The sequence below is a fragment of the Nocardia sp. BMG111209 genome, from assembly GCF_000381925.1.
In the GTDB taxonomy this organism is placed as follows: Bacteria; Actinomycetota; Actinomycetes; order Mycobacteriales; family Mycobacteriaceae; genus Nocardia.
In genome coordinates, this window is the sequence record NZ_KB907308.1 from 1,285,049 (window position 1) to 1,307,295 (window position 22,247).

At 70.0% G+C, this 22,247-nt stretch carries 19 protein-coding genes; 15 read left to right on the forward strand and 4 right to left on the reverse strand.

From position 1 onward, the window contains the following. The first annotated feature begins 103 nt into the window (after positions 1-103). On the forward strand, positions 104-571 hold the full coding sequence (locus G361_RS45360) for a Fur family transcriptional regulator (protein ID WP_019930759.1): 468 nt from the start codon (positions 104-106) through the stop codon (positions 569-571). A 37-nt stretch (positions 572-608) separates the two neighbouring features. Here the strand turns inward: G361_RS45360 and G361_RS0129615 are convergent, their stop codons facing one another. Continuing rightward, entirely contained in the window at positions 609-1,769 is a 1,161-nt protein-coding gene (locus G361_RS0129615) for an NAD(P)/FAD-dependent oxidoreductase (RefSeq protein WP_155981841.1), read from the reverse strand. 82 nt (positions 1,770-1,851) lie between these two features. Between G361_RS0129615 and G361_RS50545 the strand changes: the two genes are divergently transcribed. Beyond that, positions 1,852-2,433, forward strand: a complete 582-nt coding sequence (locus tag G361_RS50545; protein WP_081635638.1) for a TetR family transcriptional regulator — start codon at positions 1,852-1,854, stop codon at positions 2,431-2,433. Positions 2,434-2,442: 9 nt separating this feature from the next. Here the strand turns inward: G361_RS50545 and G361_RS0129625 are convergent, their stop codons facing one another. Together G361_RS0129625 and G361_RS0129630 are read right to left on the reverse strand one after the other, a co-directional pair. Then, positions 2,443-3,933, reverse strand: coding sequence for an amidase (locus tag G361_RS0129625; RefSeq protein WP_036496042.1), 1,491 nt, complete (start codon positions 3,931-3,933; stop codon positions 2,443-2,445). A 166-nt stretch (positions 3,934-4,099) separates the two neighbouring features. Next, complete coding sequence (locus G361_RS0129630; RefSeq protein ID WP_019930763.1) at positions 4,100-4,927, reverse strand: thioesterase family protein; 828 nt, start codon at positions 4,925-4,927, stop codon at positions 4,100-4,102. A 401-nt stretch (positions 4,928-5,328) separates the two neighbouring features. On the opposite strand from G361_RS0129630, the gene G361_RS0129635 reads away from it, so the two are divergent. The 12 genes from G361_RS0129635 to G361_RS0129690 all read left to right on the forward strand — a co-directional run bounded on the left by G361_RS0129635 (position 5,329) and on the right by G361_RS0129690 (position 19,542). Continuing rightward, complete coding sequence (locus G361_RS0129635; protein ID WP_019930764.1) at positions 5,329-6,819, forward strand: aldehyde dehydrogenase family protein; 1,491 nt, start codon at positions 5,329-5,331, stop codon at positions 6,817-6,819. A gap of 268 nt (positions 6,820-7,087) precedes the next feature. Next, a complete protein-coding gene (locus tag G361_RS0129640) occupies positions 7,088-7,852 on the forward strand; it encodes a GntR family transcriptional regulator (RefSeq protein WP_019930765.1) in 765 nt (254 codons plus the stop codon). Further along, entirely contained in the window at positions 7,852-8,796 is a 945-nt protein-coding gene (locus G361_RS0129645; protein WP_019930766.1) for an ABC transporter permease, read from the forward strand. Before G361_RS0129640 ends, G361_RS0129645 begins: the two co-directional genes overlap by 1 nt. Positions 8,797-8,871: 75 nt before the next feature. Next, the gene (locus tag G361_RS0129650) at positions 8,872-9,750 is read left to right on the forward strand and encodes an ABC transporter permease (RefSeq protein ID WP_019930767.1); all 879 of its coding nucleotides are present in this window, start codon (positions 8,872-8,874) and stop codon (positions 9,748-9,750) included. Between the two features lie 71 nt (positions 9,751-9,821). Further along, positions 9,822-10,814: an ABC transporter ATP-binding protein gene (locus G361_RS45370; protein WP_036495592.1), complete on the forward strand. Its 993-nt coding sequence runs from the start codon at positions 9,822-9,824 to the stop codon at positions 10,812-10,814. Next, entirely contained in the window at positions 10,811-11,752 is a 942-nt protein-coding gene (locus tag G361_RS0129660) for an ABC transporter ATP-binding protein (RefSeq protein WP_019930769.1), read from the forward strand. Before G361_RS45370 ends, G361_RS0129660 begins: the two co-directional genes overlap by 4 nt. 119 nt (positions 11,753-11,871) lie before the next feature. After that, positions 11,872-13,485, forward strand: coding sequence for an ABC transporter substrate-binding protein (locus tag G361_RS0129665; RefSeq protein ID WP_036495594.1), 1,614 nt, complete (start codon positions 11,872-11,874; stop codon positions 13,483-13,485). Between the two features lie 37 nt (positions 13,486-13,522). Continuing rightward, the gene (locus G361_RS0129670; RefSeq protein WP_019930771.1) at positions 13,523-15,106 is read left to right on the forward strand and encodes an amidase family protein; all 1,584 of its coding nucleotides are present in this window, start codon (positions 13,523-13,525) and stop codon (positions 15,104-15,106) included. Continuing rightward, positions 15,103-16,551 (forward strand): MFS transporter, encoded by a 1,449-nt coding sequence (locus G361_RS0129675; protein WP_019930772.1) that lies wholly within the window; start codon positions 15,103-15,105, stop codon positions 16,549-16,551. The genes G361_RS0129670 and G361_RS0129675 overlap by 4 nt, the downstream gene beginning before the upstream one ends. Continuing rightward, the gene (locus G361_RS0129680; protein WP_019930773.1) at positions 16,548-17,957 is read left to right on the forward strand and encodes an amidase; all 1,410 of its coding nucleotides are present in this window, start codon (positions 16,548-16,550) and stop codon (positions 17,955-17,957) included. The genes G361_RS0129675 and G361_RS0129680 overlap by 4 nt, the downstream gene beginning before the upstream one ends. Before the next feature lie 11 nt (positions 17,958-17,968). After that, the gene (locus G361_RS0129685) at positions 17,969-19,345 is read left to right on the forward strand and encodes an amidase (RefSeq protein WP_019930774.1); all 1,377 of its coding nucleotides are present in this window, start codon (positions 17,969-17,971) and stop codon (positions 19,343-19,345) included. A gap of 11 nt (positions 19,346-19,356) precedes the next feature. Next, entirely contained in the window at positions 19,357-19,542 is a 186-nt protein-coding gene (locus tag G361_RS0129690) for a hypothetical protein (protein ID WP_019930775.1), read from the forward strand. A gap of 46 nt (positions 19,543-19,588) precedes the next feature. Here the strand turns inward: G361_RS0129690 and G361_RS0129695 are convergent, their stop codons facing one another. Beyond that, positions 19,589-21,367, reverse strand: a complete 1,779-nt coding sequence (locus G361_RS0129695) for an MOSC and FAD-binding oxidoreductase domain-containing protein (RefSeq protein ID WP_019930776.1) — start codon at positions 21,365-21,367, stop codon at positions 19,589-19,591. Between the two features lie 192 nt (positions 21,368-21,559). Here G361_RS0129695 and G361_RS0129700 point away from each other — a divergent pair, with 192 nt between their 5' ends. Beyond that, complete coding sequence (locus tag G361_RS0129700) at positions 21,560-21,895, forward strand: hypothetical protein (protein WP_019930777.1); 336 nt, start codon at positions 21,560-21,562, stop codon at positions 21,893-21,895. Positions 21,896-22,247: the final 352 nt, after the last annotated feature.

A 22,247-nucleotide genomic window follows, 5' to 3' on the forward strand; every position in this document is an offset into this window, starting at 1 on the left:
GGATCCGGGTGCTTCGACGGTAAGGCCCCACGCGGTGTTGTTGCAACTCATTGGCAAGAAGAAAGGTGGCGGGCGTGTGGTCCGCGACGGCAGACTGAGGGCCATGGCACGGGCCCACCACGACGGGTACGCCGCATCGGCGGCCGAGCACCAGTTCGCGCAGCTACTGCTGCGCGGACACGGGTTGCGCTGTACCGCACCACGTCTGGCGGTGTTGTCGGCGCTCGCGTCGGCCCGCGACCGCGGGCACCTCACCGTGGCCCAGATCCGGGACGAGGTGACCGCGGCCGGCCACGACGTGGACCTGACCACCGTGTACCGCACGGTCTCCACCCTCGTCGGCGCGAGCGTGCTGCACGCCCTGGTGGTCGACGAGCGCGTCACCAGTTACGGACTCACCGACACCCCGCACCACCACGCCGTGTGCACCCGCTGCGGCGCCATCGACGAGGTTCCGGCGGCGAAGCTGAGCACCGCACTGGACGCCGCCCGCGCGGGCAGCCGATTCGCCCTGCCCGACAGCGCCGGACTGACCCTGCACGGCCTGTGCCCCGCCTGCCAGCACCACTGAGCTTCCCCGAATACGTTGCGGCACAGGGGCGGCGGACTCAGTCCCGGCGGGCCGCGTCCCGGCGCATCTCGTCGAAGGATTCGTAGACCTGTTCGGCGTGACCGAAGGCCTTCGCGGCGGCCGCGCAGATGCGGCGTTCGTAGCCGGCGAGTGCGGGGAGCAGTTCGCTGGTCCCGTCGCGCACCGAAGTCAGTGCGCGGCAGAGGAGTTCACTGTCCAGGAAGGCGAGATTCGCACCCAGGCCGCCGGGCGGGGTCGGATGGGCCGCATCGCCGAGCAGGGTGATCGGCCGGGTGGGCCAGGGGTGGACCGGATCGCCGATGCGCAGCGGGGCGATTCCGCTGTTGTGCGGATCGGCCTCCTCGAACACCGCGCGCAGATCCGGATGCCAGTCGCCGGCCAGATCGCGCAGCACCGCCAGCGCCGCCACCGGATCCTGCTCCGAACCGGCGGCGGCCGTGGCGAATTCGGCCGGGATCAGCATCACCCAGCGCAGATAACTACCGGTGTCCGGCAGCGCCACGTCCGGGGCCAGGTCGGCGGCGGCCTCGGCCGGTGGCCGCCGGAATTTCATCGTGCCCAGGAACAGTTGCCGATCCGGGGCATTGACCATGGTGCTCCAGCCGGGGACCAGCGCGGCGAACCGTTCGGTCAGCGGTGTGCGGCCGATCGCGCCGACCCGATCCATCGTCCGGATCCGGATCGACGGGACGAGCCGGCGGCGCACCGCGGAACCCATCCCGTCGGCGCCGACCACCACGTCCGCGGTCTCCTCGGTGCCGTCGGTGTAGCGCACCCGCACGCGGCCGTCCGGTAGCTCCCGGTATTCCTCGAACTGCTTGCCGAACCGCACCCGGTCGGCGAGACCGGCCAGCAGCAGATGACGCAGGACATGGCGATCGAACATGGTGCCCTCGTCCTGCGGCGGCACCTCCCCCAGCAGCCGCAGCCGGGTGTCGACCATCCGGCCCATACCGGTCACGTCGCCGCCGATCGCCGCCAGCAGCGGCAGCAGCCGGTCGGGCAGGCAGCCGCGCACCGCCGGCATGGCATGACCGCCGATCCCGACCCGATAGCCCTGGAATCGCGACTCCATCGCGGAGTCGCGCTCGCGCACGCCGACCTCGATCCCGGCGCGAATCAACCGGCGGGCCAGGGAAAGACCGCCGAGTCCGGCACCGATCACCACTACTTTCACGACTACCTCCGCAATGTGAACTTAGTTCACGTGAACTAAGTTCACCATAGGGCCGCGGTGGCGGTCTGGCAAGCTGTGCCGGGTGTCCCGTCGCGACGAAGTGCTGCAAGCCGCCCTCGACCTCCTGGACGAGGTGGGGCTGGACGCGCTGACCGTCCGCCGGCTGGCCGAGCGACTGGCCGTGCAGCCCAGTGCCCTGTACCGCCATTTCCACAGCAAGCAGGCGTTGCTCGACGCGATGGTGGCCAGTGTGCTCACCGCCGGACCCGAGCCGGCGCCGGTGGACGCGGACTGGGATCGGGTGCTGCATCGGACGGCCGTCCGCACCCGGGCCGCGATGCTGACCCACCGCGACGGCGCCCGGTTGCTGATCACGCACCTGATCCCGGAGGCCGGGACCGGAAACGGCCCGGCGCAACAGAGTTGGGCGAACATCTTGACCGTGCTGCCGGCCGGCACCTCGGCGGATACCGCGATGATCGTGGTGGACACCCTGTTCGCCTACGTCAACGGATTCACCATGGAAGAGCAAGCGCGGGACGGATTCCCGCAGCCACCCGCGCGACGGGCCTGGCGGGACGAGAGATTCCGCGCCGGGCTGGATCTGATCATCGCCGGCATCGAGACCACGTTGCGCGCGGCCGGTCAGCGGCCGCGCGACTGATCCCCGAGATCAGTTCCGGGCCGGTTCCGGCGGGTGACGGTCGAACCACGGTCGGGCGGTTTCGATTTCGGCGGCGAGTTGCAGCAACAGATATTCGCTGCCGAGCGGGCCGACGAATTGGACGCCCAGCGGGAGGCCGCCGGGTGTCCAGTAGGTGGGGACGTTCATGGCGGGGCGGCCGGTGATGTTGGCCAGCTGGGTGAAGGGCACCGCCGCGAGGTTGGCGGTGACCAGACCGCGGTAATAGGCGGTGCGCGCGATGATCCGGCCCGCCCCGGCCCGCAGCAGCGGGGGCAGCACGGTGCGCGCGGGCGCCGGGGTGCGGTTGCGGCCGATGTGCAGCGGCGGTTCGGCCAGTGTCGGGGTCAGCAGCAGATCGTGGGTGTTGTGGAAGTCGGCCAGCGCGCGGGTGTAGTCGTTCCAGCGCGCGTGCGCCTGCATCAGCGCGGGCGCCGCGACCGCGCGGCCCACCGCCGCCAGGACCTGGGTGTCGACATCGAAATCCGTTGGCGACGAATGTGTCACGCGACAGGCCTGCGCGAGCCGCGCGGCCGACTGGGCGGTCCACACGGTCATGAAATCCACGGCCATCCGGCGGCCGTCGATGCCCGGGTCGGCGGATTCCACGGTGTGGCCCAGTGATTCGAGCAGGGTGGCGGCATCGGTCACGGCCCGCACCGCGTCGGCGGAAACCTCGGTGCCCAACGGTGATCGCGCGGTGAAGCCGATGCGCAGCCGGCGCGGCGGCTCGGTGACGGCATCGCGGTACGGCCGGTCCGGTCGCGAAACCCGGTACGGCGCACCGGGATCCGGCACGCTCAGGATGTCGAGCATGGCGGCGGTATCGCGCACGCTGCGCGACAGCACACCCTCCGACGCCGCGCCGAACAGCGGATCGCCGACGAGCGGGCCGCTGGTGACCAGCCCGCGCCCCGGCTTCAGGCCGAACAAACCGGTGCACGCGGCCGGGATCCGGATGGATCCGCCGCCGTCGCTGGCGCCCGCCATCGGCACGATGCCCGCGGCCACGGCCGCCGCCGATCCGCCGGAGGAACCGCCGGGCGTCCGGGTCGGATCCCACGGATTGCGGGTGGCGCCGAACGTCCGGGTCTCGGTGATCGCCTTGCTGCCGAATTCGGGTGTGGTGGTCTTGCCGAAGATCACCAGACCGGCGTCCAGCCAGCGCTGCACCACGGTGCTGTTCGCCGCGGCCCGGATCGAGCGCAGCGGCCCGGTGCCGGCGGAGGTCGGATAGCCCGCGTAGTCCTGATTCAGATCCTTGATGAGGAACGGCACGCCACCGAAGGGCCCGGCGGGCTCGCGCTCGGCGAGTTCCTTACCGTTCTGCTCCATCAGCAGACTCGTCGCGTTGATCGCCGGGTCGACCTCCGCGCAGCGGTCCGCGGCGAGCCGGAACAGCTCGGCGGGATGCACCTCACCCCGGGTGACCAGGTCGGCCAAGCCGACCGCGTCGTATCCGCGATATTCGTCGAACCTCACCGTCGCCTCCTCGTCCACCGGTACCGATCCGCCCTTCGACGGGCCGTACCGATTCTCGTCCACAGCCCGGGAGTGCCCCGCAGGCACGCGGTCCGGACAGGTACCGAGGTGATACCGGGATGCCCGCCCCCGAACGTATCGATGCGGCCGCCCCCGCGCGCGACCGTCACGAGGGGAAGGAATAGAACGCGAGCTGGGTCCCGTGGGCGACCAGGGCGCCGGTCTCCGGATCCCAGAGCTCGTTCTCCAGGCTCACGTAGCCGTGGCCGGACCGGTGCGCGCGGACGCGGGACAGGATCCATTCCCCGTGGACCGGTTCGAACAGCCGCACGGTCATCTCCACGCTCGGCGACAGCCAGCGCCGCGTCTCGCCGCGCAGCCGCTCGCCGACCGCGGCGGCCATGGTGTCGGCCAAGACCAGCAACGCCGCCGGGTCGAGCATGTCCTGCTCGTCGCGCGGCGGCTGCCGGAACCGGTACCAGAAGACCTGTTCCGAGGGCGGTGTCGATTCCCGCGATGCGTCCTCGCCGGCTCGCCGGCCGTCCAGCCGTCGCCACAGCGGCGAGATCTCGAGGCCCGCGGCGTGGGAGATCTCGTCGAAGGAACGGCACCGATCCGGCGGCGCCACGTCGGGCAGGTCGAGTTCGGTGAACTCGAATCCGGGCCGGTCGTCGCCGAACGCCGCGGTCGCGATGAGTCCGGTCCCGGTCTCGGTGGTGAGCGTGGCGACGGCCTGGCTCATGGTGCGCCCGCGCCGCAACACGGTGACGTCGACGGTGACCGGTCCCGGCGCGACCGCGCTGACGAACAGGGTGTGCACCGACCGCAACGGCTGCTCGAACTCCTGTTGCATCGCGCGGACGGCGAGCGCGGTGGTGACCCCGCCGTGCGGATACACCGGCGCGTTCCAGTCGCCGCTCAGAACGGTGGTGAACCGACCGGACACGGCCGGATCGGCGACCGGCGTGGTCTCACTGGTGAACGAGGACGACATCGTGACGCTTCCGGATCGCACGGACCGAGGCGGTCCGGCGGACCCCGCACCGACTATATCCGAAACCCGTTACGGCACAGCTTGTTCGAGGATCCGGCGACCGGGTCGGCCGCAGGATGACGACCGCGATCCCGCGTTCGGCCCATCGGGAGAGACCACCGGCATCCGCGGCGCAACCGCCGGCCGGCCACGTAGTCGGCGGCCATCCCACCGACCGCTGACCGATCGACCAACATTCAGACGCCTACGCACTACCACTCGAAACACCGGAGCACGCATTCTTCGCCCATTACGAGCCGCACAACCTTGACATCCCCGAAACCCCGATGTTAAACACTTGACTAACACCGCCGCTCGGTACCGGCCGTCGACCCTGCACAACCGCACACGGAAGACAGGACATGACCACAGATCGCTCGGATATCCCCGATACCAGCAGTGCGGCGGCCGGACCCGACCGCAGACTCCTCATCGACGGCGCGCTGGTCGGCGCCGCCGGCACCTACCCGTCCTACAATCCGGCGACCGAGGCCCTCGTCGGATACGCCCCCGACGCGACCGTCGAGGATGCCCGCGCCGCCATCGCCGCCGCCCGCCGGGCCTTCGACACCGGCGCCTGGGCCACCGATGTGCAGTTGCGTATCCACTGCCTCGAGCAGTTGCACCGGGCACTGCTCGAGCATCTGGAAGAGTTGCGGGAGTTGACCATTGCCGAAGTGGGCGCCACCCTGTCGCTGACTCGCGCTGCGCAACTGGAAGATCCGATCAAGATCGTCAAATACTACGCGGATCTGCTCGGAACCTATTCGTTCACCGAGGATCTGGGCGCCGTCGAATATCTGAGGCAACAGCACCGGCGCTGGGTGGAGAAGGAAGCGGCCGGTGTGGTGTCGGCCATCATCGCCTACAACTATCCGAACCAGCTGGCGCTGGCGAAACTCGCGCCCGCACTGGCGGCCGGGTGCACGGTGGTGCTGAAGGCCGCGCCCGACACCCCGCTGATCACCTTGGCGCTCGGCGAGATCATCGCGCGGCACACCGACATTCCCGCCGGCGTGGTCAACATCCTCTCGTCGTCGCGGGTCGAGGTCGGTGAGGTGATGACCACGCATCCGGAGGTCGATCTGATCACCTTCACCGGTTCGACACCGGTCGGCCGGCGGATCATGTCCGCCGCCGGTCCGGGTCTCAAGCGAGTGTTCCTGGAGCTCGGCGGCAAATCGGCCGCGATCGCCCTCGACGACGCCGATTACGCGGCGGTGGCCCAGTACGCCGCCTTCGCCGCCACCCTCAATGCCGGGCAGGCGTGCGCGCTGACCACCCGGCTGCTGGTGCCGCGCGCCGATCACGACGCGATCGTGGACCTCGTCGCCGCGAATATGGCCCGCGTGCGGCACGGCGATCCGCACGACCGGAAAACCTATATGGGACCGCTGATCAGCGAACGGCAGCGCGACAAGGTCGACGGCCTGGTCCGGCGCGCGGTCGCCGCCGGCGCCCGCCTGGTGACCGGCGGCGAGAAGGTCGGACCCGGATACTTCTACACGCCGACCCTGCTGGCCGGCGTCGACCCGGACAGCGAGATCGCCCAGGAGGAGGTCTTCGGCCCGGTGCTGGCCGTGACCCCGTACGACGGTGACGACGACGCGGTCCGCATCGCCAACAATTCCGCCTACGGCCTGTCCGGCGCGGTGTTCGGCGCGGACGAGCAGCGCGCGCTGGCCGTCGCGCGGCGGGTCCGGACCGGCACCTTCAGCATCAACGGCGGCAACTACTTCCACCCCGACGCGCCGTTCGGCGGTTACAAGCAGTCGGGCATCGGCCGGGAGATGGGTGTGGCCGGGCTGGAGGAGTTCCTGGAGAGCAAGACGCTCGCGTCGATTCTGCCCTAGCCGCCTCGCCTCGGTACGCGAAGGATCCACCCCCGCCGGAACATCCGGCGGGGGTGGGTTCTATTGTGGTCGGGGCCGGTCGATCCGGCCCCGGGCCCGATCCGGTGGCCAACTTCCGGCCGGATGATCTCGACATCCGGCGTTTCGGACCGTTCGGTCGGGGATTCACGCAGTCCAGAGGCCCTGCCGGGCCCGCACTTCCGGCTTAACTACGGCGTTACCGGTACGGGCTTTCGATCGGTTATTCGCCAGCGCACCCTTACTTGTCATGAAGCAGGTCAGGATGGATCCCCGCACGAGACGCCGCCTGAACTCTGCCCGGCGGGTCCGGGATCTGCTCCGGGCGGCCATCGTTCACGAGGAGTTTCCCGCGGGTGCGCTGCCGGGCGAGGCGGAACTCATGCTGTCGTTCTGCGCGAGCCGTCAGGTGATCCGCGACGCGCTGAGTCTGTTGCGGGAAGAGGGATTGATCAAACGCGTCCAAGGAACGGGCACCTTCTCGGTCGCGTCGAAGGTACGGCACTCGTTCAGCCATCTGCACGGTCCCGAACCCCGGCTCGAGCAGGTATCGCATCGGATCCTCACCAATACCCGGGAGATCGCGGCGCCGCGGGTCGCGGATCGGCTCGGCCTGCCGCGCGGATCCGAATGCGGCGTCGTCGAATATCTCGCCGTCTTCGGTGACGAGCCGTACTACGTGTGCACCGCCTACGTGCCGCTGCCGTTGATCCGGGTGGTCGAGCGCGGCAAGTCGGTGGCCGAGTGGTACCAGATCTACGAGACCGCGGGCTTCGAACTCGGGGTCACCGATCAGGCGGTCGAGGCGATCCTCGCCGACGACGAGGTGGCCGGTCTGCTCGACGTCCTGCCCGGCGCCCCGCTGATGCTGTTCGAGCGGCTGGTCCGCGACCGATCGGGACGCCCCCTGGAATACGCGTTCGCCCGCGTGCGCGGCGACCGCATCGCACTACTCGCCCAACTCCCCCGTCACAGCCGGCAGCGTCGCCCGCACCCGTCACACCTGGAGGCGTGATGCTCGGATATCTCGGACGACGACTGCTGATGACGATCCCGATCCTCATCGGCGTCTCCCTCGTCATCTTCATCACCATCAAGATCATTCCCGGCGATCCGGTGGCCTCGATGCTCGGTCCCACCGGCAGTCCCGAGGCCCGTGCCGCACTGCACGCGCGGCTCGGACTCGACGATCCGGTGCCGGTGCAGTACCTGTCCTGGTTCTGGCACAGTCTCACCGGCGATTTCGGCACCAGCATGACCCGGCACACCGCGGTCGCGCCGATCGTGATCGACGCATTGAAGAACACCCTGATACTCACCTTCGCCGCCGGTGTCCTCGCGATCGTGCTGGGGCTGGCCGTCGGAGCGCTGACCGGGTTGCGCCGCAACGGAATCGCGGCCCGGATCGGCAATGCGCTGGCGCTGTTCTCGATCTCGGTGCCGCAGTACTCGATCGGACTGCTGCTGATCATCTACCTGGCCTCCCAAGCGGGACTGTTCCCGGTCAGCGGTATGCACAATCCCAACGGCAACGGCGGTTTCGGCGATCTGTTCGACCATCTGGTGCTGCCCGCGATCACCGCGGCGCTGGTACCGGCCGGGATCATCGCGCGCATGTTCCGCTCGTCGGTGCTCGACGTGATGAGCATGGACTTCGTCGAGGCGCTGCGGGCCCGCGGCCTGTCCCGGAATCGGGTGATGCTGCACGCCTTCCACAACACCGTGCCGTCGCTGCTGACGGTGGCCGGATTGCAGATCGGCTACCTGCTCGGCGGCGTGGTCTTCGTCGAGGCCGTATTCGCCTGGCCCGGAATCGGATTGCTGGTCTACCAGTCGATCACCCAGCGGGATCTGCCGGTGATCCAGGCCGGAGTGCTGGTGTCCGCCTTCGCCTTCGTACTCGTCAACGTGGTGGTGGACGCGCTGCACGGCCTCGTCGACCCGCGTATCCGCACCTAGTCCGCCCCGTCCACCTCCGTACGGCAGCGTCGCCGGCCTTCTCCCCCACCGACCGAACTGCCTCAGGAGTGTTCGATGACCGTATTGGCCGAGGCTGTCGCCTTGCCGGAAGCCCCCGCACGCCCCCGGGCGCGCCGGCGCCGCATGCCGGTGAGCGCCGACATCGCCGCCGTCGTGATCCTGCTGATCGTGCTCACCGCCCTGATCGGGCCGCTGTGGGTCGGCGATCCGATCGCCGGCGACACCGCGCACCGGCTGCTGCCCACCGGATCGCCCGGACATCTGCTGGGTACCGACGGGCAGGGCCGAGATGTGCTGGCGCGCTTGGTGAACGGCACGCGACTGTCCCTGCTCGCCGGATTGATCCCGGTCGCCTTCGCGGCGATCGTGGGTACCACGCTGGGGGTGGTCGCCGGATTGTCGGGTAAGTGGGGGCAGCGGCTGATCATGCGGACGCTGGACGTGTTCTACGCCTTCCCGGCGGTACTGCTGGCCGTGGCGATCGCCGCCGCGCTGGGATCGGGCCTGTCCAACGCCGTGATCGCGCTCGCGGTGATCCTGGTGCCGCCGGTGGCTCGGGTCGCCGAGACCGAGACCCGCAAGCTGGTGGACCTGGACTACATGGAGGCCGCGCGGGCCAGCGGGGCCCGCCGATCCGCGATCGCGCTGTGGCAGGTGCTGCCGAATGTCGCTCCGCCCGTGGTGGTCTACTGCACGGCGCTGATCGGACTGTCCATCGTGTACGCGGCCGGACTGAGCTTCCTCGGGCTGGGGATCTCGCCGCCGACCGCCGAATGGGGGCTGATGGTCAGCGAGCACACCCAGTACATCTATTCGGCGCCACTGCTGGCCGCGATGCCGGCGCTGGCCATCCTGATCACCTCGGTCGCGTTCAACGTCCTCGGTGACGGCCTGCGCGATCTGCTCGACGTCCGCGGGGAGGTCCGGGCATGAGCGGTCAGGGGCCGGAGGCGGCAGCGGAGCGTCACCACGCAGGCCCCCCGAGCATGCCCCGAGGACACAGCATGAGCATGGCGCCACCACCGCTGGAAATCAGCGATCTGACAACCACTTTCGTCTCCCGCAACCGCCGCACCGAGGTGGTGCGCGGCGTATCGTTCACCGTCCGCCGCGGCGAGACCATGATGCTGCTCGGCGAGAGCGGCAGCGGGAAATCCGTGACGGCACGGTCGATCATGCGGCTCTACGGCTCCGTCGCCGAAATCGGTGGCAGCGTCCGGCTGCTCGGCCGCGAACTGCTGGAACTGGCCGAACCGCAACTGCAGGCGGTGCGCGGCGCGCAGATCGCGCTGGTGCCGCAGGATCCGACCGGCGCGCTGGATCCGTTGCGGCGCATCGGATCCCAGCTCGCCGAGGTGCTCGCCGCACACGGGGTGGAGCGGGTGCGGGGCGCCGCGCGCCGCCGCGCCGAGGAACTGCTGGCACTGGTCGGCATACCCGATCCGAAGCGGGTGGCCAACAGCTTCCCGCACGAACTGTCCGGCGGTATGCGGCAGCGCGCGGTCATCGCGATCGCGGTGAGCTGCGATCCGCAGGTGCTGATCGCCGACGAACCGACCACCGCGCTCGACGTGACCGTGCAGGCCCAGATCCTGGAACTGATCGCGGAATTGCAGCAGCGGCTCGGCATGGCCGTGCTGATGGTCACCCACGACGTCGGCGTGGCAGCGGAATTCGGCGATCGGGTCGGCGTCATGTACGCGGGCCGGCTGGTCGAACAGGGCCCCGCCGCGCAGGTGCTGTCGGCGCCGCGGCATCCCTACACCGCGGGCCTGCTCGATTCGCTGCCGACGCCGGGGGTGGCCCGCGGATCGCTGCGCTCGATCGTGGGCGCGCCGCCCTCGGTCGGCGCCTTCCCGCCGGGTTGTGCCTTCGCGCCGCGCTGCCCGCAGGCGCGGCCGTCGTGCACCGAGGAGGATCCGCCGTTGCTGGCCGTCGCCGAGGACCGGGTGGCCGCATGTCCCGTGGTCAACGCCGAGGCGGTGATGGCGCGATGACCGCCGAACTGTTGCGGGCCGAGGGCCTCACCAAGACCTTCGGCAACGGGGTGCGCGCGGTCTCCGACGTGTCGCTCACCGTGCATCGCGGCGAAACCGTCGGCGTGGTGGGCGAATCCGGCTGCGGCAAGTCCACCACCGGCAAGATGCTGCTCGGCCTGCTCACTCCGGACAGCGGGTCGGTGACCTTCGACGGCGAACCGCTCGCCGGCCTCGGCCAGGCCCGGATGCGCGCGCTGCGGGCCCGATTGCAGGTGGTGCCGCAGAATCCGCAGACCTCGCTGAATCCGCGGCTGCGGGTGGCGCAGTCGATCGAATTCAATTTGCGCGCACACGGAGTCGACCGCGCCGCGCGCCGGCCGCGGGTGCTGGAACTGCTCGAACGGGTGGGGCTCACCGCCGCGCACGCCGAGCGCTTCCCACACGAGTTGTCCGGCGGCCAGTTGCAGCGGGTGGCGATCGCGCGAGCGCTGGCCACCTCGCCGGATCTGGTGGTCTGCGACGAGGCGGTGTCGGCCCTCGACAAGAGTGTGCAGGCCCAGGTGCTGAATCTGCTCGCCGATCTGCAGGCCGAGACCGGCGTCGCCTTCCTGTTCATCTCGCACGATCTGGCTGTGGTGGAACACATCTCGGACCGCGTCGCGGTGATGTACCTCGGCCGGGTCGTGGAAATCGCACCGGCGCAGGAACTCTGGTCCAATCCGCAGCATCCCTACACCCAGGCCCTGTTGTCCGCCACCCCGGGCCGGGGACACGAGCGCATCGTGCTCTCCGGAGATCTGCCCAATCCCGCGAATCCGCCCTCCGGCTGCGGATTCCGGACCCGCTGCCCGGTCGCCGAGACCGTCTGCGCCGACGCCTGGCCGCCCCTGACCGAGGCGGCGCCGGACCACCGGGCCGCCTGTATCCACGTCAGCCCGGTGACCGTCCCGGGCTGATCCGCCACCCGTCCATCCATCTGTCCAGCCGATGACCGCACCCGGTCCTCGGACGATCCCCTACGCCCGAAATCCGGTCGACCCCACCGGATCCCGCTGTTCCCGAGAGGAAAAGTCCCGTGTTCTCGTCCCACCGCTCCGCCCGTCGCCGAAGGCGATCCCTGTTGCTCGGCGCCCCCGTCGCCGCGCTCGCACTCCTGTTGTCCGCCTGCGGCGGCAGCGCCACCGGCGGGGGTGGCGCCGGCGGGAACACCCTGATCATCGGCATGACCGCCTCCGACATTCCGGTGCTGGACACCGGCCTCGCGCAGGGGCAGGGGTACGAGGGCCTGCGCTTCGTCGGCAACCAGCTCTACGACGGCCTGACGAAATTCGATCTGACCAAGGGCGACCAGATTCCGAAGATCATTCCCGATCTCGCCGAATCGTGGACTCCCAACGCCGATCTCACGAGCTGGACGTTCAAGTTGCGGCCCGGCGTGACCTTCCACGACGGCACGCCGTGGAACGCCGACGCCGCGGTGTTCAATCTCGATCGGTACGCCGACAAGACCAGTCCGGACTTCTACCAGGAACTGAACGCGCAGGGCGGGCTGTCCATCGCGGGTATCAAGAGCTTCCACAAGGTGGACGATCTGACCCTGCAGATCGACACCAACGGTCCGTGGGCCTATCTACCCAGCGATCTGGCGACCGTCTACTTCGCCAGCCCGACCGCGGTGAAGGCCGAGGGCAACAAGGGTTTCGCCGAGAAGCCGGTCGGCACCGGGCCGTTCCGGTTCGATTCGCTGACCCGCGGCCAGCGCCTGGTGATGGTGGCCAACGACAAGTACTGGGCCGGCGCACCGAAGGTCTCGAAGGTGATCCTGCGGCCGATCCCAGATCCCACCGCGCGGGTCGCCGCGTTGCGTTCCGGTGAGGTCAACTGGATCGAGGTCCCGCCGCCGGACGACGTGCCGAACCTGAAAACCCAAGGCTTCCAGGTACTCACGAACTCCTACGACCACATCTGGCCGTGGGTCTACAACATGACCAAGGCGCCGTTCGACAATCCGAAGGTGCGCGAGGCCCTGAACTGGGCGATCAACCGGCAGGCCCTGGTGGACAACATCCTCAAGGGCACCGCGGAACCCGCGCTCGGCTTCGTGCCGCACGCCAACGCCGCCTACCGGCCCACCGACGACGCCTACGGTTACGACCCTGCGAAGGCCAAACAGCTGCTCGCCGAAGCCGGTTTCCCCAGCGGATTCTCGATGACGCTGTCGTATCCGACCAGCGGTTCGGGCAACATGGTGCCCACCCCGATGAACACCGCGCTGCAGACCGATCTGGCCGCGGTGGGGGTGAAGGTGGAGCTGAAGCCCATCGAATGGGCCGCGATGCTCAACGACTACTTCGCCGGCAAGATCCCGGACAACGCCGACGCGCTGAACATCTCGCTGAGCTATCAGCAGGAAGGCTTCTGGCGCAGCTGGTTCGGCACCGATTCGGCCATCAACGCCGGCAAGTACTCGAATCCGCAGGTGGACGCGCTGTTCGCCAAGGCGCGGACGGTACTCGACGACAGCGCACGCTCCGACCTGTATTCGCAGGCCGGGCAACTGCTCACCAAGGATTCACCCTGGCTGGTCGTCGTCGACGACCGCAATCCGCGCGTACTCGCCGGCACCGTGCACGGCTTCGTGCAGCCCCAATCGTGGTTCGCCGATCTGACCCAGATCTCGGTCGGCTGACCCCGCTCGACAAGTCCCTCACGAAAGGAAGACCGTCATGGCGATCCCCCGTGGACGCATCCGTGGCTTCGTGCGCCGCCCCACCCCGGCGGAGGTCACCGAACTCGGTGCGGCCGAACATCTCTCGCTCACTCCGGCGGAGGCCGAGCACTACGCCGAGATCCTCGATCAGATCCTCACCAATGTGGACCGGCTCGACGAACTGCACGCGCCGCTGCCGCCGCTGCGCTTCACCGACCGCGATCCGGGCGGCCCGGTCAGCGATGCGGAGGATCCGTTCCACGCCTTCATCCGGCGCTGTCACGTCGCGGGCGCCGCGGACGGCCCGTTGCACGGGCTCACCGTCGGCGTGAAGGACAACCTCGCCGTCGCCGGCGTGCCGATCACGAATTCCTCTCGGACACTGAGCTATACGCCGACCACCGACGCGGTCGTGGTGTCCCGGCTGCTGGCCGCCGGGGCGGATGTCGTGGGCAAGACCAACCTCGACGACTTCTCCACCTCCGGCACCGGCGAATCCAGCTGGTACGGGCCCGCGCGCAATGCCGTGGACCCGGCCCGGTCCGCCGGTGGTTCCTCGGGTGGTTCGGGTTCGGCGGTGCGATCCGGCGCCGTCGATCTCGCGATCGGCGTCGACGAGGGTGGTTCGGCCCGAATTCCGGCCTCCTTCAACGGAATCGTGAGTATCAAACCCAGTCAGGGACTGGTCCCCTCGCACGGGCTGACCTATATGGACCACACCGTCGACGCGGTGTGCCCGATGGCCGCCACGGTCGAACTCACCGCGCGGATGCTCGACGTGATGAGCGGGCACTCCGATCGCGATCCGCAATGGGTGCGGGCGATGCCCGAGCCGACGGCCGCCGCGGAGGCCCTCGGCGGCGGCGTGGCGGGCCTGCGGATCGGCGTGGTCACCCAGAGCGCGGATCCCGCGCTGTGCGAGCCCGGCGTCCTCGCCGCCTTCGAAACCTGTTGTGCGACATTGGAAGCAGCAGGCGCCACGGTGGTCCCGGTATCGGTGCCGCTGTGGTCGGACGCCTGGGCGGTGGAGACCACGCTGCTGCTGCACCTGGCCTGGCTGAACACGCAGGCCGACGGCGCCGGTTACAGCCATCTGGGTGAGGTCGACGTCGAGCGGACGCACGCCTTCGGGATGGTCCGCCGGCTGGAGGCCGACTCGTTCCCGCCGTTCTTCAAGGTGTGGCTGCTGGGCGGACGGTACCTGCACGACAAGTACTTCTCCACCTACTTCGCCAAGGCCGCGAATCTGCGCCGCGCGTTGATCGCGCAGATCGACGCGGTGTTCGGCGACTGCGATCTGCTGGTCACCCCGACCACGCCGCAGGTGGCGCCGGTCCTGCTGGACCGGCCGGCCAGCGATCCGGAACTGCTGGCCCGCGGTACCACGATGGTGGCCAACACCTGCGTGCTGAACCTGTCCGGACATCCGGCGCTGGCGGTGCCCAGCGGTACCGACCCGGACACCTCGATGCCCACCTCGATCCAGATCATCGCGCCGCTGTGGCAGGACGCGCTGACCTTCCGCGCCGGCGCGGTCATCGAGGCGGCGGTGGGGGTCATGCCGGGCGGAGCGGTCACGGAACCGGCCGGGTCACGATGATCGGCGCCGCGGCCGCGCGGCACACCGGGGACCCGGTTCCGGATCGGGTGGAACCGGGGGACCGCCGCCGGTTCCACCTGGTCGTCCTCATCGCCGGGGTCGGATTCGGGCTGACCGCGCCGTTCACCGCACTGCTGGTGGTGGGGCTCGGTGGCTCACCGGAATGGGCGGCCGCGGTGGTCTCGTCGATGGGACTGTCGCTGCTGCTGGTCGATTTCGTCGGCACGCGCTTCGTGCCGCGGGTGCCGTCCCGCACCGCGCTGACCGTGTCGCTGCTCGTCTTCGGCGCCGGCTGCCTGCTGTCGGCGGCGACGACCAGCTGGGAGATCGTCGGAATAGCGCGGGTACTCCAGGGTTTCGGCTCGGCGTTGTTCCTCGGCGGCGGGGTGGCGCTGGCGATCCGGCTGGCCGGTGCGCAGACCCGGGGCCGCGCGATCGGGACGTTCAACGCGTTCTGGTTCCTGGGCATCGCCACCGGCCCGCTCGGCGGCGGCCTGATCGCCGCCACGGCGCCGGGACCGGACGGGCTACGGCGGCTGTTCGCGGTGTGCGGGGTGATCAATCTGGTCGGCGCGGTGGCCGCCTGGTATCTCACCCCGCGCTGGGTCTCCCCCGTCCCGCCCCGGCTCGGTCTGCCCGCCGGACTCGGCGTCCGGGGCCGGCGCATGTGGTCGGCCCTGGCGCTGACCGGTCTCGGCCAGGCCGTGCGGTCCGGGCTGGCGCTGACCCTGGTACCGCTGCTCGGCGCCCGGCTCGGAATGAACTGGATCACACTGGGTCTCGGCCTGTTCGCGCTGGCGCTCACCGATATCGGCACGATGCACGTCGGCGGCGGGCTCAGTGACCGGTTCGGCCGGCAGTGGCCGCTGGCGGCGAGCCTGGCGTGGGGGACGGTCGTGGTCGCCGTCCTCGCCGTATTCGTGCACAGCCCGGTGGGTTTCGTCGTCGGCGCACTGGCGGCCGGGGTCACCGTCGGCGCCACCTGGGTGGTCCCGGCCGCGATGACGATGGATCTCGCCGAGAGCTCGGAGGGTGCGCTCGCGGCCTACCGGATCGCCTGTGACATCGGGATGCTGGCCGGCGGCCTGTTCGCCGCCGCCGGTATCGCCGCCGGCGGGGTGCGCACCGCCCTCGTGGCTACCGCCGTACTGCTGTCCGGCGGCCTGCTGCTGACTCTCACCGTTCGCGAGACGCTGCCCCGCCCGCCGCGTCCGTTCCTGTTGAAGGAGAAGATCATGCCCCTACCCCCACCCGAGGAATTCGCCGTCCTGGCAACGAATTCCGATATTTCGCTCACCCCGGAGCGGCTCGCGCAGGCCTATGCCACCCATGCGCGGTACCGCCCGGAACTGGAACGGCTGCGCGGGATCGCACTGCCGTTCGTCGAAACCGTCAGCGAGCCCGCCACCGCGCTCGCCTGGATCGCGAAAGAGGGCCGATCGTGAGCGATCTCGCCGACCTGACCGCCACCGAACTGCTCGACGCGTACGCCGCGGGCACCGCGACACCCAGCGAGGCCGTGGACGCCTGCCTGGCCCGCATCGAGGCCACCGATTCGGCCGTGAACGCGGTGATCACCCTGCTGGCCGACCGATCCCGCGCGCAGGCCGCCGACTCCGACGCCCGCTGGCGGGCCGGTACCGCGCGTCCGCTGGAGGGAATTCCCTTCGGCCTCAAGGACATCGTGGCCACCGAGGGAATCCGCACCACCGGCGGCTCCGCGCTCTACCGGGACTGGGTGCCGCAGGCCGACGCGGTGCTCGCGTCCCGATTGTCCACCGCCGGAGGGGTGTTGGTGGCCAAACTCGCGACCTTCGAATTCGCTTGCGGCGGTGCGGTGAACAAGACCTTCGGGCCGACCCGCAACCCCTGGGACCACCGCCGCACCACCGGTGGATCGTCGTCGGGTTCCGGCGCCGCGGTCGCGCTGGGCCAGGTGCCGCTGGCCATCGGCACCGACACCGGCGGCTCGATCCGCATCCCGAGCGCCTTCTGCGGCATCACCGGTATCAAGGCCACCTACGGCCGGGTGCCCCGGCACGGTGTCATGGGGTTGTCCTGGACCATGGATCACGCCGGGCCGATGACCCGCAGCGTGGCCGACGCGGCGCTCATGCTCGATGTGATCGCCGGGCCGGATCCGCTCGACCCGACCACGCTGCCCGCTCCGGAGTCCCCGTTCGCCGCCGCCGTGGGCGGCGATGTCGCCGGGCTGCGGGTCGCGCGCGACCGTGGCTTCCTCGAGGCCGACATGCATCCGGACATCGCCGCGAGTTACGAAGCGTCCCTGCGGGAACTGGCCGGGCTCGGCGTCGAGATCGTGGATGTCGAACTGCCGACCTTCGACCTCGCGGCGGTGGCCGGCTGGTGGATCATCTACGCGGAGATGCTGTCACTGCACGAAGGGCATGTGACCGGTATCGAGGACCGCGACGAGATGGGCGCTTCGCTGCTCGGCGCGGCGCCGTTCGTCAGCGCCGCGGACTATCTGCGGGCACTGCGGCTGCGTCCGGTGTTCCAGCGGGAACTGGCGCAGGCCATGGCCGGCTGCGCGGCGCTGGTCACCCCCGGGATGACCGCGTTGCCGCCGTTCATCGCCCCGGAGATGACCTCGGATCTCGGCGATCGGGAGGTGCCGTGGCTGGACGCGGCCTGCCGGGTTTCGGTGCCGTTCAACCTCACCGGAAGTCCCGCGCTGGTCGTGCCGTCCGGTGAGGTCGGCGGCCTGCCGACGAGCCTGCAATTCGTCGGCCATCCCCGGGACGAGGCCACGCTGTTCGCCCTCGGCGGCGCCTATCAGGCCGCCACCACCCACCATCTACGCCGTCCCGCCCTCTCCGGGGCGGTCTGAGGAGTACTTCGATGTATCTCACCATCACCGAAGCCGCCGCCGCACTACGGGCGGGCGAGACCACGTCGGTGGCGCTCACCGAGACCGCCTTCGCCGCCGCCGACGCGCACGACGAGGCCCTCGGGGTCTACCTGCGGCGCTTCGACGAGACCGCGCTCGCCGCCGCGGCCAAGGCGGACGCCGAACTGGCGGCCGGCGTCGATCACGGCCCGCTGCACGGAATTCCCTTGGGTATCAAGGACATCATCACCACCGAGGAGGGCGAGACCACGGCCCAGAGCCTGGTGCTCGACCGGTCCTGGGGCGCGAACACCGACGCACCCGTAGTGGCCCGGCTGCGCGCCGCCGGCGCGGTGATCACCGGCAAGACCACCACCATGGAATACGCCATCGGCACACCCGATCCGGACAAGCCGTTCCCGATTCCGCGCAATCCCTGGAACACTCGGCACTATCCGGGCGGCTCCAGTTCGGGCACCGGCAACGGGGTGGCCGCGGGCCTGTTCCTCGGCGGACTGGGCACCGATACCGGCGGCAGCATCCGTTATCCGGCAACCAGTTGCGGGATAACGGGTTTGAAGCAGACCTTCGGCCGCGTGCCCAAGGCCGGTTGTGTCCCACTGGGTTACAGCTACGACCACATCGGCCCGATGGCGCGCAGCGCCGAGGACTGCGCGGTCATGCTCGCGGTGCTCGCCGGGCACGACGGCCGGGACGCGACCTCGGTCGACCGGCCGGTCGACGATTACACCGGCGGCCTGACCGGATCGCTGGCCGGTGTGCGGATCGGATTCGATCCGCTGCTGGACGATTCGCCGATGACCGTGCCGGAACTCGAACCGGCCCTGCGCGCGGCGATCGCCGAACTGGTCGCGGCCGGGGCCGAGGTGGTCGACGTGCGGCTGCCGCTGTACGACGAACTCACCACCACCACGATGGTCGGGATGACCGCCGAGGCGTATGCCTACCATCGACCCGATCTGCGCAGCCGCTGGCTCGATTACGGCGCCGGCACCCGGCAGGCCGTGGTCGCGGGCGCGCTGGTGAATTCCGGTGACTACGTGCAGGCGCAGCGCGTGCGGCGGGTGGGCCAGCGCCGGATCGCGGAGATCTTCGCCACCGTGGACCTCATCGTCACGCCCACGAGTGCCTGTGGCGCACCGGAAGTGGAGAAGCTGACGCTGGACAGCATCGTCGACGCCCTGCACACGCCGTACTGGAATGCCCTGGGAAATCCGGCGATGTCGGTGCCGATGGGTTTCACCTCCGACGGCCTGCCCCTCGGACTGCAGATCATCGGCAGGCCCTTCGAGGAGGCCACCGTCCTCGCCGCCGGGTACGCGTACCAGCAACGCACGACCTGGCACCGTCGATTGCCCCCACTGTGAAAGGAATTGCCATGTCCGCCGATCCCGCCGTCGTCGTCCCGGCCATGCTGGCCGCGGCCGGCGTGACCCCGCTCGGGGAAGAGATCGCCCTCATGATCGCGGAGTTCCCGGCCCGCGCCGACGCGATCGAGAAGCTCTACGCCGTGACGGAAGCCCGATACGAGGAACCGTGCCTCGTCTTCCACGCACTGCTGTGAACCGTCGAATCCGTTCGGGGACCGGCGGAGTCGTCGACCCGCGGCCTCAGAGGTCGAGGACGATGTCCTCCGCCGGAACCGAACAGCACAGCAGCACGTCGCCGTTCGCGGGCGGATCGAGCGGATCCGGGTCGTAGGCGACATGTCCACTGCCCAAAGGGGTTTCGCAGGTGTGGCAGACGCCGGTCCGGCAGGACCAGCGCACGGGCACATCGCAGGCCTCCGCGAGTTCGAGGATGCTCGCGTAGCGGCCGGTGTCGTAACCGGTGGTGAGGCCGCTGCGGGCGAAGGTCACCGCGAAGCCGTCGGCCGGCGCACCCGGCGGCTGATGCGGCGGCCGGGCCGGCGTCGCGGCGATACCGGGAGTGCTGCCGGGTTCGGCGCCGAAGATCTCGGTGCGGATCCGGCGGCGGTCCAGGCCCAGCGCCGCGAGCGCGTCGATGACGCTCGCCATGAACGGATTCGGGCCGCACAGATACGCGTAGGCATCCCGCGGCAACCCGAGCCGGTCCAGCAGCGCCGCATCGATGTGCCCGGTGTCGGTGTAGTCGGCACCGGGGCGGTCGCCCGCGGCCGGACGGCTGTAGCAGATGCGGAAGTGGCTGCCGGGCAAGCGTTTCAGTTGTTCGCGCGCCTCGTCCGCGAAGGGCTGCTCGGCGCCGTTGCGCGCGCCGTGCAGCCACCAGATCTCCCGGGTGGAGTTCCGGTCCGCGAGTGAGCGCAACATCGCCAGCATCGGCGTCACCCCGATCCCGGCGGAGATCAGCAGTACCGGCGCGGTGTCGTCGGCGAGCAGGAAGGTGCCGCGCGGCGCGGCCGCTTCCAGCCGATCCCCGGCCCGCAACGAGCGATGCAACCGGTTACTGGCCCCGCCGTGCGGTTCGGCCTTCACGCCGATCCGGTACTCCGGCGCGCCGGGAGCGCCGGACAGTGAGTAGTCGCGGATCAGCGCTGGCTCGCCGGGGTGCTCCGGTGGGACGCGCACCGTCAGGTACTGGCCCGGCAGGGCCGCGGGCAGCGGGTGACCGGCCGGATCCGCCAGCCGGATGGAGATCACGTCGGCGCTCTCCCGCCGGATCCCGGCGACCGCCAACGGCCGGAAACCGGCCCAGGCCGGCGGTGGCGCGGCCGCCGCGGCGGTGAGGCCCACATTGCCGGTACCCGCCGACCCCCCGAGCAGCGCGCGGAAGGACTCCTTCCACCCCGGGCTCAGCGCCTCGATCCGCAGCGCGCGGGCCAGCTGGTCCGCGGGACGGTCACCGGTGTAGAGCAGCCGGTCGACCACGGTGACCGGCATCGACTCCGGCCCGTCGGCGACCTTGACGATCTCCTGCCCGGCCGCGATCTCGCCCTCCTCGATCACCCGGAAATAGAAGCCGGGCCGGCCGTGCGCGACCAGCAGCGCCGCCATCCGCGGCTCGTTCATCCGGATCCCGACCCGGTAACAGGTCACGCGCGGCTGGGTCACCTCGAAGACCGCGTCCCCGATCCGGAACCGATCGCCGATACAGACCTCGGCATCGGCGAGCCCGTCGACCGTCAGATTCTCCCCGAAATTGCCGTGTACGAGATCATCACGCCCCAGCTCCGCCGCCCAGTGCCGATAGGACGCCAGCTGGTAGACCATGACCGCCCGCATCTCCCCGCCGTGCCCGGCGAGATCACCCTGCCCGTCGCCGTCGATGTTGAGCCGCCGCACCATGACCGGGCCCGGCACCGGCGACTTCCAGATCCCCGTGTGCACCCGCTGCCCGCGCCACTGCACGTCCGCGGGCATCCCCACATTGACCGACACCAGCCGACCGGCGATCGAAGGATGGGCCATCCCGCAATGCTAGAACCGCTGCCCCACCCGTGCACGGTCCGCGCGAGGCCGTGGCACGACCCGATGACGATCGAGCCGCGACCCCTCGAAGCCCCGGCCGCTCACCGGTACCCTGATCACGATCCAGAGGTCGCCCCGACACGATTCGCACCCGTAGCGAAAGTCCAGGATTTCGACCGATCGGAGGCCGGCATGAGCCGCTCGCGCCTGATCGCCACCGTACTTCCGGCCCTCGCCGTACTGGCCCTGAGCCTCGCACCCGCGCCGTCGTCCGCCGCGCCGGCCGCCGGCGACGACTGCGACCCGGCGAAGGACGGCTATCAGCCCTACAAGTCCGGCCACGGCCTGGCCTGCGAACCGTCTTCCGACGGCCACAACCGCTGGCAGGACGCCGGCGCCGAGAGCAAGCGCATCGTCCAGCCCGGCGAAGCCTGCCCCGGCCCCAACTCCGACGTCGCACTCGGCCCCCAGGGCCAGAAGATGGTCTGCGTCGGCGACCCCGCCGACGCGACCTGGAAAGCCATGTAGGCGCCGCTCGATTCCGACCGCTCCGGCTCGCGGAAAACGCGCGCGCGGATCCCCGCCGCGTCAACCTTGCTTACCCCGGAAAATATGCGGACCGCGTCGACGGCGGAAGTACCGCGACTCGACCGGGAAAGTCCGGGCGATCTTCCGATTTCGCTGCCGTGGCCATATTCGGAGTGGTACGCGCGGACCCGAATCGGACCGTTCGGAATGTCCTCGATCCGAATCCACCGCCGGTACCGCGAAAAGTCTTCGGAGCGTCCCGACGAGCACGATCAACCAACCGGCAGGTACCGAACTCGGGCTTGCGCATGCCGACCGAAAGCCCCACGCTTGGAACATGACTCGGCTCACT

Coding starts and splice junctions, on each gene's coding strand:
- G361_RS45360 (WP_019930759.1), top strand. CDS start 104: ATGGCACGGGCCCACCACGACGGGTACGCCGCATCGGCGGCCGAGCAC.
- G361_RS0129630 (WP_019930763.1), bottom strand. CDS start 4,927: ATGTCGTCCTCGTTCACCAGTGAGACCACGCCGGTCGCCGATCCGGCC.
- G361_RS0129635 (WP_019930764.1), top strand. CDS start 5,329: ATGACCACAGATCGCTCGGATATCCCCGATACCAGCAGTGCGGCGGCC.
- G361_RS0129640 (WP_019930765.1), top strand. CDS start 7,088: ATGAAGCAGGTCAGGATGGATCCCCGCACGAGACGCCGCCTGAACTCT.
- G361_RS0129645 (WP_019930766.1), top strand. CDS start 7,852: ATGCTCGGATATCTCGGACGACGACTGCTGATGACGATCCCGATCCTC.
- G361_RS0129650 (WP_019930767.1), top strand. CDS start 8,872: ATGACCGTATTGGCCGAGGCTGTCGCCTTGCCGGAAGCCCCCGCACGC.
- G361_RS45370 (WP_036495592.1), top strand. CDS start 9,822: ATGAGCATGGCGCCACCACCGCTGGAAATCAGCGATCTGACAACCACT.
- G361_RS0129660 (WP_019930769.1), top strand. CDS start 10,811: ATGACCGCCGAACTGTTGCGGGCCGAGGGCCTCACCAAGACCTTCGGC.
- G361_RS0129670 (WP_019930771.1), top strand. CDS start 13,523: ATGGCGATCCCCCGTGGACGCATCCGTGGCTTCGTGCGCCGCCCCACC.
- G361_RS0129675 (WP_019930772.1), top strand. CDS start 15,103: ATGATCGGCGCCGCGGCCGCGCGGCACACCGGGGACCCGGTTCCGGAT.
- G361_RS0129685 (WP_019930774.1), top strand. CDS start 17,969: ATGTATCTCACCATCACCGAAGCCGCCGCCGCACTACGGGCGGGCGAG.
- G361_RS0129690 (WP_019930775.1), top strand. CDS start 19,357: ATGTCCGCCGATCCCGCCGTCGTCGTCCCGGCCATGCTGGCCGCGGCC.
- G361_RS0129695 (WP_019930776.1), bottom strand. CDS start 21,367: ATGGCCCATCCTTCGATCGCCGGTCGGCTGGTGTCGGTCAATGTGGGG.
- G361_RS0129700 (WP_019930777.1), top strand. CDS start 21,560: ATGAGCCGCTCGCGCCTGATCGCCACCGTACTTCCGGCCCTCGCCGTA.